Raw genomic sequence first — 18,706 nt, forward strand, 5'->3', positions numbered from 1 at the left:
ATTAGCATTCCCCTTCACTTTATCACTTACCTATATCATCATATTTTGCTAGCATATTGGGAACATACATTTCTAATCTTTGTAGGATATTACCCCGGATAGCAGTATCCATTTGACTACTGATGTTGATAATCGTTGTCTTTGTTTCAAGTGCAATTTGCTTGGCTCTAGTCTGAAATTCTTTCTTCACTTTTTCACGAGCTTTCTGCGCAGCCTGAGCTTCCGCTAATGCACGCTTGCGTTCCATTATCCTTCGCATCTCTTTCAAAGCAAATTCATATTCCTTGTCTGTATAATATTCATTTATTGGAGCTCTCATATCTCTTCCTCATCTGATAATATTCTTCTTCTAGCTTATCCCTGTTCTTTCGGAAAGCTTTTTCGCATTCGAGTTGTTTTTCATCTAATTTTATAGTTTGTTGATTATAAACAGTTTGGGATTCCAACATTAGATTTTCCATGTTAGAGAAATAGTCCTGCATATCCTCAGAAGAAACCGAAAACCTCTCCAAAACATAAGTCATTTTCTCTATCTCCTCATCTACTAAATTCCCGAATTCCCTGAAGCGGTCATAAAGTTCTTTCTCATTCCTCTCAAATAACTTTTTTTCATGACGATATTTATCTTCAAACTCAGTCAATTCTCGTTCTTTTCTGTTTACATCTTCCCAAGTTACATCTCTTCTTTCCATCGTTTAAATTCCTCCGCCAATCCTGCATCTGTTGCCAGTACTTTTTCAATAGCTTCCTGAAGCTGCCCGTTTAGTCGTTCAAAAGCTGTCGCTGGATCAGCCATTTTAGCAACTTGATGATTGGTTTCACTCTGAAATCCATCTACATATTGGTCTTTTGTAACACCTTGACTAGCATAGATAGCTTCTACTTCTTCAATGGATAGTTCTGTATAGTTAGTAAAGTCAATTTTGGACCAGAGATTCGCTACTTGATTGTTTGCCTCTTCAGATAATTTCAATAACTCTTCCGCTCCAATACGCGCTGCGTTCATCATACTAGAAGACAAAATCTGTCCCTGTACAGCATCCAGATAAATCTGTTCTGCTCCACTAATACGATTGGAAGCCCACCTCGTTTTTAATTCCTTATAACGCTGCATTCTACTCAAACTATCAGCATAAGCCTTATAGAGCCCGCTGACTAAAGGTTTACCTCCCTTGCTATCAATCACCTGTCCAGTTACAGGGTCAAATATCCATTCATCAATTCTATGACTAGTTCCATCTACCCAATATATAGTTCTGGGAATAGAATTTGATATATCATTTTGACTAGTAAACCATTCAGGATGATTAAAATCATTATAGCGGACTACGTCATCATTCTTTCTACGGTAATCCACAAACATAGCAGAGTTCTTTTCCAGAAACTGTTTTTCTTCCTCAGTCAAAGCTCCATATTTAAACCAAGCATTAAAAGTGGTTGTTGGAATATGATACTTTGCCCCCAATTTAAGCATGTATGCTCCTTGAGAATAACCAGATAATTTACTTACTTCATACTGAGGATTATCCATAATCTCTTTGACAAATTGATCCGCCACCTTATATTGAGGAGATAAGTATGTTTGTCTGGCTCCAACTGCACCAGCGGCATCACGCGTAAGCGGACCCAACTTGTTAACTGGACTTTTAGGATCCGTTCCTGCCGAAATTACAGCCACACTCTTATAGTCAGGTAGTCCGTTAACAATTGGCGCAACGGCCATACCATCAAAACCTGTCTTAGGATCTGCCTTAGTCGCAATAACACGAAATTCCTGACCATCTGAAGTCGTAATAGTGTTGGTTTCGTTACTATTCTTTGGATTAGACGTCACTAATTTCTGTTTATTCCGATCTGAAAAATCTTTATTCACACTGTAGACAGCATAATCCTGATTCAAACCATTCAATTGTTCATCTGTGTAATTAAACGACATTATACTTCTCCTCTCTCGTTATTAGAATAGATAACTAATATTTTGGATGAAGTTTTTCCCCTATGACTTTGAAGCATCTTCCATTGCTGATCAATTTCTTCATCTGTCTTTCCTTTCATTAGTCCATCATGATTTTCTTTACTATACAATTTATGATTTATTCCATAAATTATTTTTTCTCCATTATTAAATCGTATTTTTACATCACAAGACCAAGAACCTGGTTTATCAGTATAGTAGGGTTCTGTTATCTCAATTTCCTCAATCCCTTCATAAGAATTCTTCAAAGCCTTTACTAGACTGACTTCATACTCTCTGTTGCGACGCTCTTCTTCGGACTTTTTGTTCAAGGTAAACATATAAATACCTCCTACAGTAATGATAGTCAACAATACAATAACAATGAGCCATTTGAATCTGCTCATATATCTAGATTTTGCCATAAGCTTTTTCTCCTTTATCGCTATTATACTATAATTTCTAAAGCAAAGTATAATAGAATAATGTTCTTTAGAGCAAATAATAATTCTACAATATATTGTTCTGATGTATGAAAAAAGAAACAACGTCTCCGTCATTCCTTCATATACTCATATCCTAGATGCTCATAGGCTTTACGGGTAGCCACGCGCCCAGTCCGTGTCCGCATGACAAACCCTTTCTGAATCAGGTAAGGCTCATACATGTCCTCCACTGTTTCACGCTCCTCAGCAATATTGACCGAGAGGGTTCCCAGCCCCACGGGACCGCCACCGTAGATCTCAATCATGGTCTTCAAAATCTTCTGGTCCACATAGTCCAGCCCTTCCTGGTCCACATCCAGCATGGAGAGAGCCTGGTCAGTTATCTTAGCATCAATCAGGCCATTGCCCATAATCTGCGCGTAGTCCCGGACCCGCTTGAGCAAACGGTTGGCAATCCGCGGTGTGCCTCGGCTACGCAGAGCCAGCTCCTTCGCAGCCTCGTGGGTAATATCCATCTCAAAAATCTCTGCCGTCCGCTCGACAATTTCAGTCAAGTCGCCAGCTTCATAATACTCCATGTGACCCGTAATTCCAAAGCGAGCACGCAGAGGATTGGACAGCATGCCTGCCCGAGTGGTCGCCCCAATCAGAGTGAACGGTGGCAAATCCAGATGGACACTGCGACTGGTCTCACCTGAGCCAATCATAATGTCGATGTAAAAGTCTTCCATAGCGCTGTACAGCACTTCCTCTACTGCCATTGGCAAGCGGTGAATCTCATCTATAAAGAGGACATCACCCGGCTCAAGGTCATTTAAGATCGCAACCAAATCACCAGACTTCTCAATCACCGGACCTGAAGTCTGCTTGAGATTAACACCTAGTTCATTGGCAATGACAAAGGCCATGGTCGTCTTCCCCAGACCTGGAGGGCCAAAAAGCAGGGTGTGATCCAGCGCCTCATCCCTTAGCTTAGCCGCTTCAATAAAAATTTTCAGCTGATCCTTGACCTTATCCTGACCAATATACTCCTGTAAATACTGGGGACGCAAGGTGCGCTCCACCAATTCCTCATCACCCATTAATTCATTATCTAAAATTCTACTCATAGAACTATTATAGCAGAAAATAAACCAGAGGAAGCAAATCTAATCCACGTCTGAACACAAAAAAAGACCACCGGATTGGGTGGCCTTTNTGGGAGATTATTATGAAAAAGTTTAGGATTTCTATCAAATAAAGTTAGGAGGTCTTCATTTGATACTCATAGTATACTGCCCCTAACTTAAAGAAACCTTAACTTTGTATAACGTATCTTTTAAAATTTAACATTTGAGTTACAATCCGATAAACTTCCTGTCTTATTCTAAAATTTGAGCAAAAAAAGACCACCGAATTGGGTGGCCTTTATGGGAGATTATTATGAAAAAGTTTAGGATTATCAAACAAAGTTAGGGGGCTTCATTTGATAGAAATAAGTATAGCAGTCTTACCTTAAGGAAAACTTAAAGTAAAATTCAGTTAGCAAAAAAGATTTTTACTGTTGATGTTAGAAGCTTTTTCCTTGCTTAAGATTGGCTACTTATGAAAATATAGTCACTGAAATCTGTACAAAAAAAACGGCAGAAGGAGGTACTGCCGTTTTCTGTGCTCTTTCGCGATTGTTTCTTTATAATGTTGCTGTTACGTCAGCAAAATACACTGTCCTGCTGGTAAAAATCTGACCGGCCTTGAGANTGACATCTGACTGCTGGCTGCTGTGAATGGCATCCGGCAGAGCCTGGGTCTCCAGAGCCAAGCCATTATGCTGAATCATAGGCTGTCCATCAAATTGAACCGAATCATCTACGCAATTCGCTGAATAAATCACCAGGCAGGGCGCCTGAGTCTCAATAGTCAGGCGGCGGCCCGATGCTGGATGATAGAGCGTCCCTACCTGATCTCGGCTTGGGCTTAGTGCAAAAGGATGATCTAAGCCAGATACCAGCTGAATTTGCTCATCGGTCGCATCGAAAATTTCTTTAAGGGAAGCGCCCTCAGTCAGCTTCTTAACAAAGTCGCGCTCTGCATCAGCCTTTTTTTCGGGAAGGCCGTCAGTTGCGATAGGATAGACACCATCAGTATTGAGCTGAAGGATATGGTCATCAATGGGCTGATTGAAACGACCAGACAGGTTGAAATAGCTGTGGTTGGTCGGATTGACCAAGGTATCCTGATCTGTCTGGACCTGATAGGAGATTTCCAGCTCGCCCTTCTCTGTCAGGGTGTAGGAAACCCAGATTTTCAGATTGCCAGGGAAGCCGCCAGTTCCGTCAGTCCGCTCTGTATAAAAGGTAAGCCCGTCATTGCTGACTTCTTCCACCTCAAAAATGCTACTATCCCAACCGCTTGAGCCACTATGATTGCAGTTTGAGCCATTATTGGCCTCTAGCTGATAGGTCTGGCCATTCAGCTCAAAAGCTGCTCCGGCAATACGACCCGCAACCGGACCAATACTGGCTCCGTGCTTAGGACTGTTCCCAATATAGTCCTCAAACTGATCAAAACTAATGACGATATTGTCAAAGTGATTATTTTTATCAGGAGTGACATACTTGATGACGGTTGCTCCGTAGTTCATGACTGTTAGACGATAACCTCGTTCGTTTTCAAAAGTGTAAGCCAGAATCTCCTGACTGCCCAGCTTTCCAAAAATGGATTCTCGGTAAGATTTCATACCAAACCTCTTTTATCTATCCTGTTAAAAATCACGAACTTGCCAAGTCCTGTCTTCAAAAGGCAGGTCAAGCTTGTCCACCCAAGACACTGCTGTTTGGCGCAAGACTTGATTAAGATCCTCGATATTCTGACGACCTGTCTCGTCCAGCCACGCTCGAGCTGCTGCAGCTCCCTCTTGGGCAAAGACTGAGACCGCATCCTTCCAGGTAGCCCGTCCGCACAGAACTCCGTTAAACTGTGAGCCCGCTTCATGGGCTAGCCGCAGCGTTTCTTGGAAAAGCTCAGCACTGACACCAGCGCTGAGGAAGATGAAAGGCAAGTGTGTCGCATCTGACTGTTCTTTAAAGAAAGCTTGGGCTTCCGTCACGCTGTAGACTGGCTCAACTCCTTCTTTGGTGAAGCCCTCGACAAAGTTCATATTGACTGGCACTTCAACCTTTAAGACATCTACATGATAACGGGGATCTGAAAAGAGCTTGACTGCCTCGTTGACCTTATGCGGCTTAAGCTTGGCATAGTTAGCGTCCAAGACACTGTCACTCTTCGCATCATAGGTCAGAATCTCCAGAAAATAGGGAATGTCTTCAGCCAAACATTCACTGCCCACGCGCTCAACCCAGGCCTGCTTGATGTCGTTGATTTCTGGCTTGTCGTCCACATCATAGTAAATCAAGACCTTGACGGCATCTGCGCCCATGTCTCGGATGCGACTAGCTGACCAGTTTGGCAGCAAATCCGGCAGGCGGCCCTCCGCTGTCGCATCATAGCCAGTCTTCTCATAGGCCACTATCAGCCCGCAGGACGCATCCCGCAGTTCTGCTGCCGGCAGACCGAACTCTGGATCCAACAGGATGGAGCTAGCATAAGATGTTAGCTGACTAGAGATTAATTCTTTGAACTGAACCAGAGCTTGGTCACCCGAAGGCGCATCTTCTCCGCTGGCCAGCATTTTCTTGAGCGAACCACGCTGGTCAATGGCCAAAGCCCCGATAATCCCCTGCTCGTCTGATAGTTTTTTCAGATGGCTCACTTTTTTGTGGCTAATTTGTAATTTCTCCATAACTTTTCCTTCTCTTACTCCTCAAAAGGGTGAATGATAACTCCTTGTACTACACGATTGACCGTGCCTGTCGGAGACGGTGTATCTGGACGGTTTTTGACCTTGAGCGAGGACAAGAGAGCAAAGAGCTGAGCGTAAACGATGTAAGGGAAGATGCGATAGCTATCTCCCAGAGGCTCTTGGGTACTTAGCACCACTTGCTCGACTCCTTCCAACTGCTCCTCCCGGTCAGTCAGCAAGACCAGTCTGCGGACAATCCCGTCACCAGCCACTTCCCGCACCAAGTCCAAATCATAAGCTTTGGCATAGCCATCTGTCGAACCAAAGACCAGAACGACTGTGTCTTGGTTAATCAGCGACTTAGGCCCATGCCGAAAACCGACTGGACTTTCGTACATGGTTGCAATTTGGCCGGCTGTCAGCTCTAAAATCTTAAGCTGGGCTTCATGTGCCAAACCAAAGAAAGGCCCTGCTCCCAGATAAATGACCCGACTGAAATCCAAATCAACCAGCTGCTGCACATCTGCAACGCGTTCTAAAACATCCTGACTGAGCTGAATCAAAGCCGCAACCTTGGCTTCCTTTTGGACTAGTTCAGCCCGGTCAAAGACCAAAAGGGCTGTCAGCATCATAGAGCTGAAGCTAGAAGTCATGGCAAATCCAGCATCATTAGAAGCTTCTGGCTGCAGGAGCAAAAGATTCTTTTCATCACCTTGAGCCTGCTGGGCTAGCTTGCCTTGGGCAGCACAAGTAATGGTAATCTGGTACAAGTCATCTACCAACTGCTTGGCCAAGTCCACAGTCGCTACACTTTCTGGGGAATTTCCGCTACGAGCAAAGGAAATCAGCACTGTCGGCACTTCTCTCTTCAGATGTACCAAGGGATTGGCAACGATATCTGTCGTCGCAATAGCGTTGAAATTCCATTTGCGCTCATCATAAATCTGCCTGAAATAAGGCGTCAAGGTATCTCCGACATAGGCTGATGAGCCAGCTCCGGCAAAAATGACCTTGATGTAGTCATGTTTGTCCTCGATTTTTTTCAGAAAAGCAGCGATGTCTGCGGCCTGAGACTTGTAACTGTCAAAGGCTTCCTGCCAGACCTCAGGCTGCTGATAGATTTCTCTCGTTGTAATGTCAGCCCCCAGACGCTGCAATTCTTCCTGTGAATAATATAACATTCTCTTTCTCATTCCTTTCCATCATTTGAAAAAAGGGGAGCGAGACAGAAATCCAGAAAATCAAAGATTTTCGGCTCGCTGTCCCACCCCCGCAACGCTGTCTGGCTTGAAATATGCTTTTAACAAGCTTTTTCAAGCCAGACAGCGACTGCATTTTGCAATGCTGAACCATCCATTTCCCTAGGCCAAGAGGCATCTCCCAAATTCCTCTTAGACCAATATGCTTGAATCATCCACTGTGGCCAATCTTTACCTATTAGCAGTCTCCCATCTGCTGACAGCGCAAGGACTTGACCTAACTAGAAGTGGCTGTTCAAGCTTTTATTCATCTTCATCATCCATTAGACCAGCTAGAACATCATTAACCTTAACAATATTCTCTGCTGCCTTGGATGGATAGCTGACTTCTGCTCCTGTCAAAGAAGCGTTAATAAACTCAATGACCATGGGCAGATTGACCCCCGCATAAAGCTCGATATCCTGTCCTTCCATAATGAAGCGGCTGACTACATTACAAGGAGTGCCCCCCAAGAGATCCGCAAAAACCAAGTAATCCTCAAAATCTTTAACCGTTTCTAAGAATTTAGCTGCGAAGTCTTCTGGACCTTCCTCCGGAAGCAGGGCTACTGCATGGATGTCTTCCTGAGGCCCCATAATCATTTCCGTAGTTGTTTTCAGTTCTTCACAAAAGCGACCATGACTGACTAAAACTAATTTCTTACTCATAAATCACTCCATTACTCTGGTACTTGTCCCAGCAGGAAGTAGCCGATAGCAGAGAAGCTTACTGCCATGATAATGATAATGAAGATAGCCTTAGTAGAGTTCATTCCTTTCTTGCCCAAGAGCCAGAAGATAAAGCCTGTAAAGACTGCTGGAATCAAACGTGGGAAAATCAGATTCATCATGTCTTGGAAATCAATCGCTTTTTCACCGATGTTCCATACCCAGGATACTTCAAAGTTGATCATAGTAGCAATCAAACCACCTACCATAAAGATCCCCAATACAGAAGCCGCTTCAACAAGAGCTGTCAAAGTGCTTTGCATGTTGGTGATGAGATTGACCCCTTCTTTGTAGGCAAATTCTAACTGTTTCCAACGGAAAATATCATAAGCAACTGCTACAGCAATCCAAAGTAAAATTCCCCAAGGCTGGCCTGCGATAGCCATGGTAGCAGCGATAGATCCCATGATGGCTGGCACAAGAGAGCCAAAGATAGAGTCTCCAAGAGGAGCAAACGGCCCCATAAGACCTGTCTTGATACCATTGACCGCATCTTTTGATTTAACGCCGTCTTTTTCTTCCATAGCTAGGTCAAAACCTGCAATAATGGTGTGGAAGAAAGGTGATGTATTGAAGAATTGCGTATGCAATTTCATCATTTCTTTCAATTCTGGAGTGCCGTCACCATACATTTTACGCAACTGAGGCAAGAGCATGTAGAGGTAACCAGAACCTTGCATTCGCTCGTAGTTCCAGCCTAATTGGAAAGTGAACAAGCTGCGTTTATTGATTTGTTTAAAATCTTCTTTTGTTAATTTATAATTAGAGTTCGTCATCTTCAATTTCCTCGCTTTCTGATTTTGTGCTAGCAGCTGGAGCAGCAACTACTGTTCTTTGGCTGTATTTGAAATGCTGTACTGCAAGGAAGATACCAAAGATAGCTACACCAATCATAGACAAGCTTTTGAAGTTGTTGGCAAATGTGATTGCAGCATCTTTTGGAAGAGTTCCAACAATACTAGATACAGCCCCACCCAAAGTTTGAATGTTTGAATAAAGCACAGTCAGCATAGCCGTCAAGCCAAAACCAAGAGCTAAGTAATGAAGATTACGTTTAACTGGAAGGTAACGAAGCAAGATAGCAAACCCGAGTCCTGGAAGCATACGACCAGCCAGCGTCAAACCTGCAGCCAACCATTTCACACCAGCAACACCATCTACTATCGCTTGAACAAATGTTCCACCAAATGCCAGAGCCAGAAAGACTGGGAGGGCACGAGACAGAGCCCAAGGAAGGGCACCTAAGAGATAGTTGCGTTCAATACCTTTATAGTCGAAGCGCTCAATTGCTGCATCCACACGGTGCGCGAAATAAGTCGTTGTCATACGGCCCAAGATATCGAAGTAAGTCAGCAAAGTTGCTACCGGTACTGCGATTGTCGCGATAGCCAACTCTGGCTTAATGCCTTGTGCTACGGAAAAGGCTGTCGCAAGAACGGCACCTGATGTCGCATCAATACGAGAAGCTCCACCAAATGTCCCTACACCAAGAACGAACAATTGCAGGCTACCACCAATAAACAAACCGGTCACTGGTTTCCCCATAATCAAGCCAGTAATGAACCCAGCAAATACAGGGGATCCTGCTGACGAAACGATGGTCAACTCATCACAGATTTGATAAGCTGAGTACAAAGTGAGTAGTAAAATTTGCCACCATTGTATCATAACAATGTCCTCCTAAAATTTTTTCTTATTTTAATAACTTCATGAAGTCCTCAACCGGATCGTTGGGAACCATTTGCGCTGTCAGTTTTACTCCTTTTTCATGAAGCTTGTGAAAGGCTTCAACATCTGCATCTACCACGTTGATAGATCGGGTAATGGAGCGAGTTTCGTCTGACTGAGACATATTGCCAACGTTCAGCGTTTCCAGCGGAACACCAGCTTCGACCAACCGCAGGAAACGGTCTGGCTTACGAGCAACAATCAAGAGTCGCTGTGAATCATACTTGCCGGCCAAGATATTTTCTGCTGCCTTAGCAATCGGCAAGACACTAAGTTTCACACCAGCTGGCGTTGCGAGCTTGAGTCCGCTCTTTTCGATAGCATTTTCAGCTACCTCATCGTCAATCACCATAATGCGTGAAATGTTGAGCTTGGTAGTCCAAAGATTGGCTACCTGTCCATGGATTAAACGTCCATCGATACGTGCACCTACTATTGTCATAGATTTTCCCCCTTTATTGTTTTAAATGTAGGTTGGTTAACTAAGTGAATGGTTTCGCTGTAGATCCCTTCTGTCTCAAAGATAATGATGCGATTGTCGCCTTCTCTGAGCAGGCTGTGCGGGATATAGAGCGATAGGGTCGGTCCGACATTCCAGAAACGGCCAATGCTGACACCATTGACAAAGACGACGCCCTTGCCAAAGTCGGACAGTTCCAGATAAGTATCTTTAAGCGCTTTCATTTTAAAGTCAAAAGCGTAGAAAGCTGGTTGTTTTTCTTGCCACCCTTTTGAAAAGTCTATCTTTTCTGGATGGTCCAGCGGAAGCGGATAATGCTGCCAGTCAAGCAGGAAGTGCAGATCCTTGCAGACACCCGTACGAATGCCCTTCTGTTGGGTATCTGCCAAGAGTTTGTGCCCATAATTGACCCGGCCCATATTTTCCATCAGAATGTCAAGCTGGTGCTCTGCCTTTTTCTGACCGTCCACCATAATATCCTGACCGATTTCTGTCTGGTACTGGGTTGCTATGTGCTGACCGTCCACATAGAGCTGCATACGGTCGCGGCCGTCAATGACACGGAGTCTTTCCTGATCAGCATCCCAACTAGCCCAAGTCCGATAGAGCAGGTAGCCGACATTTTGCCCCAGCTCCTCCATCTTCATCGGATAGAGACTTTCGATAGGCTCTGCCAAGTCAGGCAGGGTCTCAAAGAGACTGACTTTCTGACTGAGCGGAATATTTCCGAGTTCAAAAGACTCTTTCACCAGTGGCTCCATCTGCGGATACTCTGGATAATGCTCTTTCAGCATCCTCTGGACTGCATAGTACTTATCCGTCGGATTGCCACGCTCATCGAGTAGAGCATCATAGTCATAGGAAGTTACCTGTGGCAGGTCAATGACACCTCTGGCTGAACAGCCGTTCATGAAGCCAAAGTTGGTACCGCCATGAAACATATAGAGATTGATTGAGCCCTGCTTGAGCACTTCGTGAACAGCTTGAGCCAACTCGTCTGGATCTCGCTTGATGATAGGTTCTTTCCAGCGATTGAACCAGCCATCCCAGAACTCCATACACATGAGCGGCCACTTTTTTCCATGCTCATCAAAGAATTCCTGCATCTGGGCAAAATTGTAATCTGCCTTGGAGCCGAAATTTCCTGTCACAAAGACATCGTCATCAATCAGCGTACCAGCTTGAAGGGTAGCCCGCCAAGGTCCGTCTGATGTAAAGAGCGGACAGGTTACACCTCGTTCTTCCATGAGCCGTCTGATTGCTCTCAGGTAGGCCTTGTCTTCCCCATAGGAACCGTACTCATTTTCCACCTGCATCATGAGGATATTTCCCCCATTGTCCAGAAGCCTTGGAGTCAGTCGCGGCAGCAGCTCGTCATAATAACTGGCTACAGCCTGCAGAAAGGCCTCATCTGATGAGCGGATGCGCATATTTTCATTGAGCAGCCAGGCCGGCAGACCACCGAACTCCCACTCCGCACAGATAAAAGGCGAAGGGCGGATAATGGCATAAAGTCCCAAATCCTGAGCCGTCTGTAAAAATGCCTCAATATCTAAAATCCCTTGGAAGTCAAAAACACCTTTTTGAGGTTCGTGCATATTCCAGGGAAGATAGGTCTCCACTGTGTTAAAGCCCAGAGCTTTGAGATTATAAAGGGAATGATACCAATCCTCAGGCTGTACCCGAAAATAGTGAATGGCTCCCGATAAAATCTTAAACTCCCGATCATCCAAACAGAAGGAATGACCAATTTTGAATCTTGCCATCTGATGTTCCCTCAGGTATAAAACCGCTTTCATCTCTTATTAATATTAATATAATAAATTTTTGCATAAATGTCAACATTTTTTTTAAAATATGTTAAAATCTTAAGTAAGAAAAGTAAAAAAAGAGAGGTGAACAAAATGGCTATTCCAAAATACCAACAAATCAAAGATGAGCTCAAGCAGCAAATCATTTCTGGCAAATTTGAAAATGGCGATAAGTTTTACACAGAGGCTGAGCTGATTCAGATGTTTAATGTCAGCTCCATTACTGTTGTCCGCGCTTTGAATGAACTGGCCAATGATGGTTACATCATCCGCCAACAAGGCAAGGGAACCTTCGTTTCACGTGCAAGAAAGCACAAGCTGGTGGAATTTTCTGACGTTGAGACCTTCCCTATCCAAAAAGATAAGGTGACTGTTCTCTCCATCAAGCGTGGGAATGACCTGAAAATCTTGGATAAGCTAGAACTGGCACCAACGCAGTTCTACTATAAGATTGACCGGATCAGACGGACTGGCGATAAAGTCTATATCTATCACCAAACCTATATCCCTGAGCAGTACATCAATCCTAACTATCCAGATATGGACTACTACAGCTCTATCTACAACCGCTTCAAAACTGACTACCACATTCACATGAATGATGAACATTTTGAAGAGACCAACGAAATTGTCTTCCCAACACCAAAAGATGTTGCGAAAGTGTTGGAAGTTGATACCAACTTCCCAACCGTTCATCAGGTGAAGATTACCCAGCTGGAAAGCACAGGACAGATCTTAGAGTACAGCGAAACTTACAAACGCGGTGACTTCTTCAAGATTAAGTTCATTTCCTGCAATCGGGACCACTAAGATTGAAAACGATGGCTTCTAATCGGCTGTCGTTTTTTGTTTCATCTTGTGTACTTATATCTATTATAAGTCTATCTATACCAATTTGCAATCCATTCTAAAAACTTTTGTTCATTAAAAAGCGAATAGTGTCAAAAATTAAACATGGACTATAAATTTGTCCTATTTTTAATCAATTTAAAGAAGAAAAAATTAAGAAATACTGGCTATTTCCCTGAAAATTGGTACAAGGATAAAGCAAAAAAGCTGGGATTAAATCCCAGCTTTTTGATATAAAATGTTCCTTATTTTTCAATTGAAGTCGTTTATTAAGTCTTTAGAAAAACGGCTATTTTTTTATTTCTAATTCACGGACCTGAAGCAAAACATTAGGCAAATCTGCCCCAGCCTGAAGAAGGGCAGCAGCCGTATAAGCGCCTTCTACTAAGGGAACATTATTGATAATGATTTCCTTGTCAGAAAAGTCTGCGACCATTTCTAGATTCATCCGAGCCGAGCCCAGATCGAAAAAGGCCAAAATAATGTCCTTGTCATTGGCATCTAAAGCTGCCTGAATCCCTTCAAAGCTGGTCCCGATGCTGCCGTCTTCTAGCCCGCCTACATAGCTGATGGCCACATCTGCCGCCACCTGCGAAATGATGTCAAACAAACCTTGGGCCAGGTTTTGGGAATGAGAAACGATAAGAATGCCAGTATCTGCCATCAGCCTGCCTCCGTTTCTAAAAGAGCCTCAAAGAGGAGACCAGATGAAGCCGAACCGGGATCGATATGACCGATAGAGCGCTCCCCGACATAGGAAGCCCGCCCCTTAGTCGCCTTCAAATCCTTGGTCGCTTCCACTAAGGAGCTAATTTTTTCATGCGTCAAGTCTCCAGACTGCAGAGAAACAGGAATCCTCGACCAGACATCCACCATGGTCTTCTCGCCTGGCACAGCCTTGCCCCGCTTCTGAATCATGTCCAGACCAGCTTGGATGACTTCTGACAAGTCTTTGCCGTCTTTTTCAGCCTTGGCCATGCCCATGAAGGCCGAGCCATAAAGAGGGCCTGAAGCACCGCCGACCTTGCTAATCAGCTGCATGGAAACAGCCTGAAAAACCTCAGCCGCACTGGCAAAGTCCTTAGCAGCTAGACTCTCTACTGCTGCTGCCATTCCCCTAGCCATATTGGCGCCATGATCGCCATCACCGATGGGTGTATCGAGATCAGATAGATAAGCTTTTTGGTCCTGGATCTTATCGTTGAACAACTGCATCCATTTTTTTGCTCTTGCTGCGTCCATAAGTACCTCCTTACCAAGCGGCTGTCGTGACAGGACTGTTGAGAGCTGTCAGCCAGTCTGGCTGTTCCAGCTGGATAAAGGTCAGAGAAATCCCCGCCATATCAATGGAGGTCATGTAATTACCCAGCTTTTTATAGACAACTTCGACTCCAGCTTCTGCCAGAAGATTTGCTACATCGGCCGCAAAGACATACTGCTCCATGAGTGGTGTTGCACCCATACCATTGATGAGGATGCCGATTTTCTTGCCAGATTTGAGCTCAACAGACTGACTTAGCTTTTCGACTAATTCTTTAGCTAAGTCCTTAGACGGCTGCATCTTTTCCTTGCGATAGCCTGGCTCACCATGGATGCCAATGCCGAACTCTATCTCATCATCAGCCAAAACAAAACCAGGCTTGCCGACTTCCGGAACGGTTGCCCCGCTCAGAGCCAAGCCAACTGTGTGAATATTTTTGACTAGCTCATCAGCCAGAGCCTTGATTTCAGTCAGAGATTTGCCTGCACGCGCCGCATCCCCTAGAATCTTATGGACAAGGATGGTGCCAGCCACTCCACGGCGGCCTTGAGTATAGAGGCTGTCTTCCACTGCGATATCGTCATCTACGATGACACTAGCCACCTCAATCCCTTCCATCTCAGCCATTTCCTGAGCCATTTCAAAGTTCATGATGTCACCGGAGTAATTCTTGATTACCATGAAGACCCCAGCTCCCTCATCTGCTTCCTTGATAGCCTGCAAGACCTGATCAGGTGTTGGTGAAGTAAAGACTGCTCCGCAGATAGCGGCCGACAGCATGCCCTCACCGACAAAGCCAGCGTGGGAAGGCTCATGGCCACTGCCACCACCAGAAATCAGGCCAACCTTGCCTGTCTTCTCACTCTTGCGGGCAATGATATCAAAGCCCTCCACCCGATAAACCAAATCACTGTGAATATAGGCCAAGCCATCCAGCATCTCGTCCACAACCGCCGTTGGATCGTTGATAATTTTCTTCATAGATGTCCTCCGTTTCTCTGCGCTTCTCTATAATGAGCAATTTGCTCTAAAAAGAAAGCGCTATCATTTTGATATCATTTTAACATTTTATCTTACCGAAAGCAAATTCTGCCACATCTTAGACTAGAAGAAAACATCAAATTAGTTGACAAGAAAAAGTAGACAGTGTATACTAAAGATAGATAAGTAGACAGTGTATACTTTTCGGAGGAGATACATGAAACGCAATACTGCCCAGCTGAAAGAACAGCTCATCCAAACAGGGATTGACGAAATCGGAAAACATGGAATTGAACAGCTTTCGCTCAGGACTGTTGCCAAGGCCTGCGGTGTGACTCACGGCAGCCCTTACCGCCATTTTGAGAGCAAGGAAGGCTACCTTAAGGTCGTTTTGACCCAGCTTTCGCTCTTTCTCAATCAGGAAATCAATGAAAAGATTGATGCGACAGGTTCTGCGCGTGATCAGCTGACCCAGCTTGGTCTTAATTTTATTATTTTTGCCAAGACCTACCCTCATTTTTTCGAAGCTCTTTTTATCAAATTTCCTTTTAAATATATGAAGGTGACTCGGGACACCATTCTCTTGGAGTCTGACCTGCCTGGATTTGATAAATTTAAGGAGCTTGTTTTAAAGCTTCGCAAGGAGGAAAATTTTAGCAATAGCGAAGCGGAAAGCCTTTTTCACTTTTGGAGCTTTATCACGGGTCTAGCCGTTCTGGCCAACAGTCCTATCGGGCAAGACCTTGATCCTCAAGCTATCCAAAGCACGATTGAACACATGCTTGACATTTATATCAAAGGAGAACGATCATGAAAACCTTGATTATTTACACCCACCCCAGCCCAACTGGCTTCAATGCTGCTATTCTCAAAGAAGTTCAAAGCAACCTTTCTAAGAAGCATGAGGTGAAAACCTTGGACTTGTATGCTGAAAATTTTGATCCGATCTTGCGCTTTGACCAAGAACATAGACGCCGTGACCTGCACAAAGACCCTGAAATGGCCAAATACCGGGATTTGATTACTTGGGCAGACCATCTGATTTTCATTTTCCCTATCTGGTGGAGCGGTATGCCGGCCATTCTCAAAGGCTTTATCGACCGCGTCTTTGCTGCTGACTTTGCCTATTCTTATAAGAAAGTAGGCATGCAAGGCCACCTGCAAGGCAAGTCCGGATGTATTATCGCCAGCCATAATACACCAGCCTTTGCCCTGCCTTTTGTCCAAGACTATGGCAAGGTACTGAAGAATCAAGTTCTGAAACTGTGCGGAATTACCCCAGTCAAACTGACCGAGCTCAACGGAGTAGAACGCAAGACGGACCAACAACGCCAAGAAATGCTGCAGAAAATCGGGCAAATGGCCAGTCAGATTTAAGACAAAGAAAACGAGAGTGGGAAAGAACTTCAAACAAGTTAAAAAAGCTCGTCTTCCCACCCCCGCACAGTTGATTAGGTCATCTTTGGAGCTTAAAAAGCGAAGGAAGATGCCAATCAACCACTGCGTCATCTATTTTTTCTAATTTAGATTCAAAAGCCTGGACTTTTTGCCCAGGCTCGTTTTTATGTTTATTCCAAACCCACGCGCTTGAAGATTTCATCTACGCGCTTGGTGTAGTAAACTGGGTTGAAGATTTCATCAATCTCTTCTTGAGTCAGACGGGAAGTGACTTCTGGGTCTGCTTCGAGCAAAGGCTTGAAGTCAACTTGATTGTCCCAAGACTGGGCAGTCTTTGGCTGCACCAAGTCATAAGCCTGCTCCCGCGTCATACCTTTTTCAATCAAGGTCAACATAGCCCGCTGACTAAAGATAAGACCGAAGGTGGAGTTCATGTTGCGCTTCATGTTTTCTGGGAAGACGGTCAAGTTCTTGACGATATTACCAAAGCGGTTGAGCATGTAGTCGATAAGAATAGTCGTGTCCGGAGCGATAATCCGCTCAGCTGATGAGTGGGAAATGTCACGCTCATGCCAGAGAGAGACATTCTCAAAGGCTGTCACCATGTGACCGCGAATGACACGCGCCAGACCAGTCATATTTTCAGAGCCGATAGGGTTGCGTTTGTGAGGCATAGCAGATGAACCCTTTTGCCCCTTGGCAAAGAACTCTTCGACTTCGCGCTGCTCAGACTTTTGCAGACCACGGATTTCGGTCGCCATGCGCTCGATAGATGTCGCAATCAAGGCTAGGGCTGAGAAGTATTCAGCGTGGAGGTCGCGTGGCAAGACTTGAGTCGAAATCTCCTGCGGACGGATGCCTAATTTCTCACAGACATAGCTTTCCACAAATGGCGGAATGTTGGCAAAGTTACCAACCGCACCAGAGATTTTCCCAGCTTCCACACCCGCAGCCGCAATTTCGAAACGCTCAATATTGCGCTTCATTTCGCTGTACCAAGTCGCGAGCTTAAGGCCGAAAGTCGTAGGCTCCGCATGCACCCCGTGAGTACGACCCATCATGATAGTGAACTTGTGCTCCCGCGCCCGCTCCGCAATGATGTCCGTGAAGCGACGCAAATCCTCACGGATGATGTCATTGGCCTGCTTGTAGAGGTAGCCATAGGCCGTATCCACCACATCAGTCGAGGTCAAGCCATAGTGCACCCACTTGCGCTCTTCACCCAGTGTCTCAGAAACTGCCCGAGTAAAGGCAACCACATCATGGCGCGTCTCCTGCTCAATCTTCAAAATGCGGTCAATGTCAAAGCCAGCCTTTTCACGAATCAAGGCCACATCTTCCTTGGGAATCTCACCCAACTCAGCCCAAGCCTCATCAGCCAGAATCTCTACCTCCAGCCAAGCCTTGTACTTATTTTCCTCATTCCAAATGTTCGCCATTTCAGGGCGAGAGTAACGGTTGATCATGATTTTTCTCCTTGATTCTATCATTAATAATTTCGACGTATATATTCAGCTTGTTTTATATTTCCAACTTGTTCACATGCTTTAATATACATTAATCTCGATTCTTCGCTTATATACATTATATTTTCCTCAAAGTAAACTATAGCATCATCAAATTGCTCTAATTTAAATAATACTTTTGCGTATATTTCATATAACTCTGGCAAAAGAATATTTTGTTCTTCTAATTTAAGTATATCGAAGAGGCTTTCTTTTAAAGATTCCAAAGATACCGCATCATCTAAAGTTGTTTCATCAAAAGTTAGTAAAAAAATATTTCCTTCTACAAAGTGACGATAGTTTTTAAACTCTCTTTTTATATAAATATCTGATAACTTTAGCACTTCTTGGTAGATACCCAATTTAATTCTAATAGCTATTTGGCGAATTTTTGCTCAATGCACAAGGAGAGGATGTCGTAGCCGGCATTCGAACTCCTGAGCCTATCGCTGCACTTGAGACAGCTCTCCCTCAGGCCTATGCAGCCTTCCAAGACTATGCTAAGATTCTCGAAAATCACTACAAGGACATGCAAGATATCGAATTTACCATAGAAAAGGGTAAACTC

Annotated in this window: 21 protein-coding genes and 1 pseudogene; 4 read left to right on the forward strand and 18 right to left on the reverse strand. The window is 44.4% G+C overall.

Annotated elements, in window-relative coordinates; genetic code table 11:
• Nucleotides 1–22: 22 nt before the first annotated feature.
• The 13 genes from D8886_RS02060 to D8886_RS02130 form a co-directional block, all read right to left on the reverse strand.
• Entirely contained in the window at nucleotides 23–319 is a 297-nt protein-coding gene (locus D8886_RS02060) for a hypothetical protein (protein WP_125434075.1), read from the reverse strand.
• A complete protein-coding gene (locus D8886_RS02065; protein WP_125434076.1) occupies nucleotides 300–692 on the reverse strand; it encodes a hypothetical protein in 393 nt (130 codons plus the stop codon). Before D8886_RS02065 ends, D8886_RS02060 begins: the two co-directional genes overlap by 20 nt.
• Complete coding sequence (locus D8886_RS02070; RefSeq protein ID WP_125434077.1) at nucleotides 674–1,936, reverse strand: hypothetical protein; 1,263 nt, start codon at nucleotides 1,934–1,936, stop codon at nucleotides 674–676. Before D8886_RS02070 ends, D8886_RS02065 begins: the two co-directional genes overlap by 19 nt.
• Nucleotides 1,936–2,379: a hypothetical protein gene (locus D8886_RS02075; RefSeq protein WP_125434078.1), complete on the reverse strand. Its 444-nt coding sequence runs from the start codon at nucleotides 2,377–2,379 to the stop codon at nucleotides 1,936–1,938. Before D8886_RS02075 ends, D8886_RS02070 begins: the two co-directional genes overlap by 1 nt.
• A gap of 131 nt (nucleotides 2,380–2,510) precedes the next feature.
• Complete coding sequence (gene ruvB / locus D8886_RS02080; protein ID WP_125434079.1) at nucleotides 2,511–3,509, reverse strand: Holliday junction branch migration DNA helicase RuvB; 999 nt, start codon at nucleotides 3,507–3,509, stop codon at nucleotides 2,511–2,513.
• 560 nt (nucleotides 3,510–4,069) lie between these two features.
• On the reverse strand, nucleotides 4,070–5,116 hold the full coding sequence (locus D8886_RS02085) for an aldose epimerase family protein (protein ID WP_125434080.1): 1,047 nt from the start codon (nucleotides 5,114–5,116) through the stop codon (nucleotides 4,070–4,072).
• 24 nt (nucleotides 5,117–5,140) lie between these two features.
• A complete protein-coding gene (gene lacD, locus D8886_RS02090; RefSeq protein ID WP_125434081.1) occupies nucleotides 5,141–6,178 on the reverse strand; it encodes a tagatose-bisphosphate aldolase in 1,038 nt (345 codons plus the stop codon).
• A 14-nt stretch (nucleotides 6,179–6,192) separates the two neighbouring features.
• Nucleotides 6,193–7,371, reverse strand: a complete 1,179-nt coding sequence (locus D8886_RS02095; RefSeq protein WP_125434082.1) for an SIS domain-containing protein — start codon at nucleotides 7,369–7,371, stop codon at nucleotides 6,193–6,195.
• 309 nt (nucleotides 7,372–7,680) lie between these two features.
• On the reverse strand, nucleotides 7,681–8,085 hold the full coding sequence (locus D8886_RS02110; protein WP_002894390.1) for a PTS sugar transporter subunit IIA: 405 nt from the start codon (nucleotides 8,083–8,085) through the stop codon (nucleotides 7,681–7,683).
• Between the two features lie 11 nt (nucleotides 8,086–8,096).
• Nucleotides 8,097–8,921 (reverse strand): PTS system mannose/fructose/sorbose family transporter subunit IID, encoded by an 825-nt coding sequence (locus tag D8886_RS02115; protein WP_125383071.1) that lies wholly within the window; start codon nucleotides 8,919–8,921, stop codon nucleotides 8,097–8,099.
• A complete protein-coding gene (locus D8886_RS02120) occupies nucleotides 8,908–9,813 on the reverse strand; it encodes a PTS mannose/fructose/sorbose/N-acetylgalactosamine transporter subunit IIC (RefSeq protein WP_002908421.1) in 906 nt (301 codons plus the stop codon). The genes D8886_RS02115 and D8886_RS02120 overlap by 14 nt, the downstream gene beginning before the upstream one ends.
• Before the next feature lie 25 nt (nucleotides 9,814–9,838).
• A complete protein-coding gene (locus tag D8886_RS02125; RefSeq protein WP_002898809.1) occupies nucleotides 9,839–10,315 on the reverse strand; it encodes a PTS sugar transporter subunit IIB in 477 nt (158 codons plus the stop codon).
• Nucleotides 10,312–12,099 (reverse strand): glycoside hydrolase family 35 protein, encoded by a 1,788-nt coding sequence (locus D8886_RS02130; protein WP_032912356.1) that lies wholly within the window; start codon nucleotides 12,097–12,099, stop codon nucleotides 10,312–10,314. The genes D8886_RS02125 and D8886_RS02130 overlap by 4 nt, the downstream gene beginning before the upstream one ends.
• A gap of 138 nt (nucleotides 12,100–12,237) precedes the next feature.
• Between D8886_RS02130 and agaR the strand changes: the two genes are divergently transcribed.
• Nucleotides 12,238–12,954: a transcriptional regulator AgaR gene (gene agaR, locus D8886_RS02135; protein WP_002907683.1), complete on the forward strand. Its 717-nt coding sequence runs from the start codon at nucleotides 12,238–12,240 to the stop codon at nucleotides 12,952–12,954.
• Between the two features lie 328 nt (nucleotides 12,955–13,282).
• On the opposite strand, the gene dhaM is transcribed toward agaR, so the two are convergent.
• The 3 genes from dhaM to dhaK are packed head-to-tail and all read right to left on the reverse strand — an operon-like array spanning nucleotide 13,283 to nucleotide 15,235.
• The gene (gene dhaM, locus D8886_RS02140; RefSeq protein ID WP_125434083.1) at nucleotides 13,283–13,657 is read right to left on the reverse strand and encodes a dihydroxyacetone kinase phosphoryl donor subunit DhaM; all 375 of its coding nucleotides are present in this window, start codon (nucleotides 13,655–13,657) and stop codon (nucleotides 13,283–13,285) included.
• Complete coding sequence (gene dhaL / locus D8886_RS02145; protein WP_125434084.1) at nucleotides 13,657–14,235, reverse strand: dihydroxyacetone kinase subunit DhaL; 579 nt, start codon at nucleotides 14,233–14,235, stop codon at nucleotides 13,657–13,659. The genes dhaM and dhaL overlap by 1 nt, the downstream gene beginning before the upstream one ends.
• 10 nt (nucleotides 14,236–14,245) lie before the next feature.
• Complete coding sequence (dhaK, locus tag D8886_RS02150; protein WP_125434085.1) at nucleotides 14,246–15,235, reverse strand: dihydroxyacetone kinase subunit DhaK; 990 nt, start codon at nucleotides 15,233–15,235, stop codon at nucleotides 14,246–14,248.
• A 217-nt stretch (nucleotides 15,236–15,452) separates the two neighbouring features.
• Between dhaK and D8886_RS02155 the strand changes: the two genes are divergently transcribed.
• Nucleotides 15,453–16,049, forward strand: a complete 597-nt coding sequence (locus D8886_RS02155) for a TetR/AcrR family transcriptional regulator (RefSeq protein WP_125434086.1) — start codon at nucleotides 15,453–15,455, stop codon at nucleotides 16,047–16,049.
• Nucleotides 16,046–16,612 carry an NAD(P)H-dependent oxidoreductase gene (locus D8886_RS02160; RefSeq protein ID WP_125434087.1) on the forward strand — a complete coding sequence of 189 codons (567 nt, stop codon included), beginning with the start codon at nucleotides 16,046–16,048 and terminating at the stop codon, nucleotides 16,610–16,612. The genes D8886_RS02155 and D8886_RS02160 overlap by 4 nt, the downstream gene beginning before the upstream one ends.
• Nucleotides 16,613–16,803: 191 nt before the next feature.
• On the opposite strand, the gene purB is transcribed toward D8886_RS02160, so the two are convergent.
• Together purB and D8886_RS02170 are read right to left on the reverse strand one after the other, a co-directional pair.
• Nucleotides 16,804–18,099: an adenylosuccinate lyase gene (purB, locus tag D8886_RS02165; RefSeq protein ID WP_125434088.1), complete on the reverse strand. Its 1,296-nt coding sequence runs from the start codon at nucleotides 18,097–18,099 to the stop codon at nucleotides 16,804–16,806.
• A 23-nt stretch (nucleotides 18,100–18,122) separates the two neighbouring features.
• The gene (locus tag D8886_RS02170; RefSeq protein WP_125434089.1) at nucleotides 18,123–18,500 is read right to left on the reverse strand and encodes a hypothetical protein; all 378 of its coding nucleotides are present in this window, start codon (nucleotides 18,498–18,500) and stop codon (nucleotides 18,123–18,125) included.
• 14 nt (nucleotides 18,501–18,514) lie between these two features.
• On the opposite strand from D8886_RS02170, the pseudogene D8886_RS02175 reads away from it, so the two are divergent.
• A pseudogene (locus D8886_RS02175) lies at nucleotides 18,515–18,706 on the forward strand (hypothetical protein); the annotation flags it as partial.

It is taken from the genome of Streptococcus sanguinis (assembly GCF_003943655.1).
Classification (GTDB): Bacteria; Bacillota; Bacilli; order Lactobacillales; family Streptococcaceae; genus Streptococcus; species Streptococcus sanguinis_F.

Bases quoted from the DNA above. Each gene is read 5' to 3' on its own strand.
- D8886_RS02060 (WP_125434075.1), bottom strand. From the start codon at position 319: ATGAGAGCTCCAATAAATGAATATTATACAGACAAGGAATATGAATTT.
- D8886_RS02065 (WP_125434076.1), bottom strand. From the start codon at position 692: ATGGAAAGAAGAGATGTAACTTGGGAAGATGTAAACAGAAAAGAACGA.
- D8886_RS02070 (WP_125434077.1), bottom strand. From the start codon at position 1,936: ATGTCGTTTAATTACACAGATGAACAATTGAATGGTTTGAATCAGGAT.
- D8886_RS02075 (WP_125434078.1), bottom strand. From the start codon at position 2,379: ATGGCAAAATCTAGATATATGAGCAGATTCAAATGGCTCATTGTTATT.
- ruvB (WP_125434079.1), bottom strand. From the start codon at position 3,509: ATGAGTAGAATTTTAGATAATGAATTAATGGGTGATGAGGAATTGGTG.
- lacD (WP_125434081.1), bottom strand. From the start codon at position 6,178: ATGGAGAAATTACAAATTAGCCACAAAAAAGTGAGCCATCTGAAAAAA.
- D8886_RS02095 (WP_125434082.1), bottom strand. From the start codon at position 7,371: ATGAGAAAGAGAATGTTATATTATTCACAGGAAGAATTGCAGCGTCTG.
- D8886_RS02110 (WP_002894390.1), bottom strand. From the start codon at position 8,085: ATGAGTAAGAAATTAGTTTTAGTCAGTCATGGTCGCTTTTGTGAAGAA.
- D8886_RS02115 (WP_125383071.1), bottom strand. From the start codon at position 8,921: ATGACGAACTCTAATTATAAATTAACAAAAGAAGATTTTAAACAAATC.
- D8886_RS02120 (WP_002908421.1), bottom strand. From the start codon at position 9,813: ATGATACAATGGTGGCAAATTTTACTACTCACTTTGTACTCAGCTTAT.
- D8886_RS02125 (WP_002898809.1), bottom strand. From the start codon at position 10,315: ATGACAATAGTAGGTGCACGTATCGATGGACGTTTAATCCATGGACAG.
- D8886_RS02130 (WP_032912356.1), bottom strand. From the start codon at position 12,099: ATGGCAAGATTCAAAATTGGTCATTCCTTCTGTTTGGATGATCGGGAG.
- agaR (WP_002907683.1), top strand. From the start codon at position 12,238: ATGGCTATTCCAAAATACCAACAAATCAAAGATGAGCTCAAGCAGCAA.
- dhaM (WP_125434083.1), bottom strand. From the start codon at position 13,657: ATGGCAGATACTGGCATTCTTATCGTTTCTCATTCCCAAAACCTGGCC.
- dhaL (WP_125434084.1), bottom strand. From the start codon at position 14,235: ATGGACGCAGCAAGAGCAAAAAAATGGATGCAGTTGTTCAACGATAAG.
- dhaK (WP_125434085.1), bottom strand. From the start codon at position 15,235: ATGAAGAAAATTATCAACGATCCAACGGCGGTTGTGGACGAGATGCTG.
- D8886_RS02155 (WP_125434086.1), top strand. From the start codon at position 15,453: ATGAAACGCAATACTGCCCAGCTGAAAGAACAGCTCATCCAAACAGGG.
- D8886_RS02160 (WP_125434087.1), top strand. From the start codon at position 16,046: ATGAAAACCTTGATTATTTACACCCACCCCAGCCCAACTGGCTTCAAT.
- purB (WP_125434088.1), bottom strand. From the start codon at position 18,099: ATGATCAACCGTTACTCTCGCCCTGAAATGGCGAACATTTGGAATGAG.